Here is a 4494-nt window from a genome sequence, read left to right on the forward strand (position 1 = left end):
ATGCCAGGCTCTCTTCCATGGCGTCGGTGTCGGCGTCCTGCTCGGCCCGGTGCCCGGTGAGGGAGAGGAAGACCTCGTCCAGACTGGCGCCGCGCAGCGCCAACTCGGCCACCGGAACGCCGGCGGCGTCGAGCCGGCGGACCACCGTGGGCAGCACATCCGGGTCGTTGACCGGGACGGTGACCGTGGTCTGGACGACCTCGGGAGTGGCCCGCGCCACCTCACCGGCGACCGCCAGCACCGTCGGCAGGTCGGCCGGGTCGGTCGGGCGGACGGTGAGCACCTGGCCGCCGGTCTTCGCCTTCAGCTCCTCCGGCGTGCCCTGGGCGATCACCCGACCGTGGTCGACCACCGCGATCTCGCTGGCGAGTTGGTCGGCCTCCTCGAGGTACTGCGTGGTCAGCAGCACCGTCACGCCGTCGGCGACCAGGGTGCGGACGATGTCCCACAGCTCGTTGCGGCTGCGTGGGTCCAGCCCCGTGGTCGGCTCGTCGAGGAAGAGCACCTGCGGCCGGCCGACCAGGCTGGCTGCCAGGTCCAGGCGGCGGCGCATCCCGCCGGAAAAGGTCTTCGCCGCCCGGCCGGCGGCGTCGGTGAGCTGGAAGTCGGCGAGCAGTTCGGCGGCACGGGCCCGGGCCTGCGCCCGGCTCAGCCCGAGCAGCCGGCCGATGAGCAGCAGGTTCTCGGTGCCGGTGAGGGCCTCGTCGACCGAGGCGTACTGGCCGGTGAGGCCGATCAGCTGTCGCACCCGGTGCGGGTCGCGGCGCACGTCGTAGCCGCCGACGGTGGCGTGCCCCTCATCGGCGGCGAGCAGGGTGGCGAGCACCCGCACCGTCGTGGTCTTGCCGGCGCCGTTCGGCCCGAGCAGGCCGAAGACCGTCCCGGTGGGGACTGCCAGATCGACTCCGGCCAGGGCGGTGGTCTCGCCGAACCGGCGCACCAACCCTTCGGCACGGATCGCGTAGGTCATGCGGAAACTCCCGTCATCGCTGGTCGGTCTCCCACCCTGCCCGACGGGTGTGACACTTTGTCGGGCACGAAGCCGACCCTACGACGACGGACGCCGAGGTTCCGCTGATTTACGATCACCGGCCGGACCGGCCGCCGGCCGTGGGACGGCCGGCGCCGCCGAGCGGCTCAGGCCAGATTCGACGAGCGGGGGTACGCGTCGGCCGGGTCGGTGAGCACGTTGACCAGGTACGGCACCCCGGCGTCGAAGGCGCGCGCCAGGGCCGGACCGAGGTCGGCGGCCTTGGCCACCGTCTCCCCCGCGCCGCCGAGCGCCTCGACCACCCGGTCGTAGCGCAGTTCCGGCTGGAGGTCGGCGACGACGTCGTAGCCGTACATGGCCCGCATCGGGTGCTTCTCCAGACCCCAGATGCCGTTGTTGCCCACCACGATGACCACCGGGAGCTTCTGCCGCACCAGGGACTCGACGTCCATCAGCGAGAACCCCGCCGCACCGTCGCCCATCAGCACGCAGATCTGCCGGTCCGGGTGGGTGACCCGGGCACCCATCGCGTAGCCCATGCCGGTGCCGAGGCAGCCGTACGGGCCGGGGTCGAGCCAGGTGCCGGGCTGTGCCGGCTCCAGGTACTTCCCGGCGTACGAGACGAAGTCGCCGCCGTCACCGATGGTGATCGCGTCCGCCGCCAGGACCCGGCGCAGCTCACCGTAGATCCGGGCCGGCCGGATCGGGTCGGTCTCGGCGGTCATCTCCTCGGCGTCGCGGGCCTTCGCGGCGTCCTCGGCGACCCGGAGTTGGGCGATCCAGTCGTCGTGGTCGGCCCGGTCGCCGGTGTGCTCGGCGAAGGCGGTGAGGATGAGCCGCAGGTCGCCGGCGGGGCTGGCGGCCGGCTGGACGTGCCCGGCGCGCTGACCGGGGGCGTCGACGACGTGCACCACGGCGGCGTCGCCGAAATCGCCGAAGCCGAGCCGGAAATCGAGCGGGGTGCCGACGACCACGACGACGTCGGCGCTCTTGAGGGCGACCCGGCGGGCCTTGGCGAAGGCGAGCGGGTGCTGCGGCGGCAGCGCGCCGCGGCCCATGCCGTTGGTGAAGACGGGCACCCGCAACGCCTCGGCGGCCGCCCGCAGGGCGGCGACCGCCTCACCGGCGTACACGTCGGAACCGGCGATGATCACCGGGCGCCGCGCGTCGGCGACCAGGCGGGCGGCCTTCGCGACCTCGTCCGGGTCGGCCTCGATCGGGGCGACCGGGGTGACCTCGGGCAGCTCGGCGTCGCCGACGGAGAAGACGGCCTCCAGGGGAAAGTCGAGGAAGGCGGGACCGCGGTGCGGGGTGAGTGCGGCGGTCAGCGCGGCGTGGACCGCACGTGGGATGTCGTCGGCGCTGAACACCGTCTCGGCGTGCTTGGTCACCGGGGCGACCAGCGGAAGGTGGTCCAGCTCCTGCAGGCTGCCGGAGCCCCAGCGGAACTGCGGCGCCCGCCCGCCCAGCACCAGCACGGGCGAGGCGTTGAAGTAGGCGCTGGTCAGCCCGGAGACGCCGTTGGTGACGCCGGGACCGGCGGTGAGCACGGCCAGGCCGGGGCGGCGCTGGAGCTTGGCCACCGCCTCGGCGGCGAAGACCGCCGACTGCTCGTGCCGGACGTCGTAGAGCGGGAAGCCGGTGCGGTGCGCGGCGTCGTAGAGCGGGAAGACGTGGCCGCCGGAGAGGGTGAACATCTCCCGTACGCCGTGCGCGCGCAGCGCGGCCAGCGCCAGCTCTCCGCCGTGCCCCTCGACCCGTTCCGTCATCACCGCTCCCTCGTCGCCTGCCGGTTGTCACACGCTACTGGCCGGTACGGGGAATGTGAACCGCCCCTGGTCGGGCCGGCGAGCGGGCGCCGGCCCGAGGGCGGGATCAGCGGCCGGTGAAGTCCGGCTTGCGCTTCTCGACGAACGCGGCCATGCCCTCGCGCCGGTCGTCGGTGGCGAACAGCGCCGCGAAGAGCTGGCTCTCCCAGGCCAGGCCGGAGTTGAGGTCCATGTCCAGCCCACCGTCGACGGCCAGCTTGGCGGCGCGTAGCGCCTGCACCGGGCCGGTCAGGAACGGGGTGACCAGCTCGACCGCCGCGGCGTGGACCTCGGCCGCCGGGACCACCCGGTCCGCCAGGCCGATTCGCAGCGCCTCTGCCGCGTCGACCATCCGGCCGGTCATGATCAGATCCTTCGCCCGGGCCGGGCCGACCAGGCGGGCCAACCGCTGGGTGCCGCCCGCGCCGGGGATGATGCCGAGTCGGATTTCCGGCTGGCCGAGCTTGGCGTCCTCGGCCACGATCCGCCAGTCGCAGGCCAGGGCCAGCTCGCAGCCGCCACCAAGGGCGTACCCGGTGATCGCCGCGACCACCGGCTTGGGTATCCGGGCGATCGCGCCGAGGGCGCTGGACAGATCGGCGGCGCGCGCGGCCATGTCCACGTAGGACATGTCGGCCATCTCCTTGATGTCCGCGCCGGCGGCGAAGACCTTCTCGCCGCCGTACACGATCACCGCGCGGACGTCGGGGTCGGCGGTGGCCGCCGCCGCGGCGGCGCGCAACTCCTCCTGCACCTGCGTGTTGAGGGCGTTCATCGGCGGCCGCTCCAGCCGGATGGTGCCGATGCCGTCCAGGGTCTCCAGCCGCACGAACTCGCTCACGCTGCCCTCACTTCCTCGTCGAAGTCGCGTGCCAACCTTACGGCCGGGGTCGTTGGGTACGTAGTCTCAGGTCAGCCCCCGCACCGGGAGTCGAAACATGATCACCTACTACGACGACAGGTCGGCGCAGGTCACCTCCACCGCCATCCGGATCGAGGGACGGGCCTACCCGGTGGCCGAAATCGGCATGCTCTGGCACCGGCGGGGCAGCCGGTCCTGGCGGGTGCTGGCCGGCCGGGGCGCGATCGGCGCGGCGCTGGCCGGGCCGCTGGTCGCCGCCGCGCTCGGCATCGCGCTCGCGGTCTGGCTGCGCCGCTCCCCCACCGTCACGCTCGCCATCGTGGGTACCTCGGTGCTGGTCGGGCTCGCCGTCGGCCCGATCGCCGACCTCCTTTTCGAGTTCCTGGACCGGTCGTACGCGCGGGGCAGCCGGCAACTGGAGATGTGGGCGCGCTGGCGCGGCCAGCCGGTGCTGCTGCTGCGCACCGGAGACGCGCTGCGCTTCGGGCAGATCTACCGGGCGGCGCAACGGGCCATGGAGAACCGCCCACCGGATCCGACAGGGCACGCACCGGCGTCCGCCTCGGCGGCCCAACCACCGGCGCCGCACAGAGGGATCGGCTCGTCGGGCAGCAGTCCCAGCCCGCGCGGCAGGCCGTAGGTGTCCTGCTCGCTCCAGAACGCAACTCACGCCGCCCGCAGTGGCCGGGCCTGGACGGCGACGGCGACGGCGGGCTGTCACCGAGGGCAGGCGGGTGGCTGGTGGCTGGTGGCTGGTGGCTGGTGGCTGGTGGCTGGTGGCTGGTGGCTGGTGGCTGGTCGGAAGCTACCAACCTGATCGCGCAGGTGGATCG

4 protein-coding genes are annotated in these 4494 nt (G+C 73.5%); 1 reads left to right on the plus strand and 3 read right to left on the minus strand.

What is annotated here, in order from left to right; genetic code table 11:
- The 3 genes from E1182_RS29385 to E1182_RS29395 all read right to left on the minus strand — a co-directional run.
- Positions 1-970: ATP-binding cassette domain-containing protein (locus tag E1182_RS29385; protein ID WP_132270974.1), on the minus strand; the 970-nt coding region annotated here is incomplete at its 3' end.
- Positions 971-1137: 167 nt separating this feature from the next.
- The gene (locus E1182_RS29390; protein WP_132270975.1) at positions 1138-2760 is read right to left on the minus strand and encodes an acetolactate synthase; all 1623 of its coding nucleotides are present in this window, start codon (positions 2758-2760) and stop codon (positions 1138-1140) included.
- A gap of 106 nt (positions 2761-2866) precedes the next feature.
- On the minus strand, positions 2867-3640 hold the full coding sequence (locus E1182_RS29395; protein WP_132270976.1) for an enoyl-CoA hydratase-related protein: 774 nt from the start codon (positions 3638-3640) through the stop codon (positions 2867-2869).
- A gap of 97 nt (positions 3641-3737) precedes the next feature.
- Between E1182_RS29395 and E1182_RS29400 the strand changes: the two genes are divergently transcribed.
- The gene (locus E1182_RS29400; protein WP_165942758.1) at positions 3738-4301 is read left to right on the plus strand and encodes a DUF6232 family protein; all 564 of its coding nucleotides are present in this window, start codon (positions 3738-3740) and stop codon (positions 4299-4301) included.
- Positions 4302-4494 lie beyond the last annotated feature (193 nt).

The sequence above is a fragment of the Micromonospora sp. KC721 genome, assembly GCF_004348355.1.
Lineage (GTDB): Bacteria > Actinomycetota > Actinomycetes > Mycobacteriales > Micromonosporaceae > Micromonospora.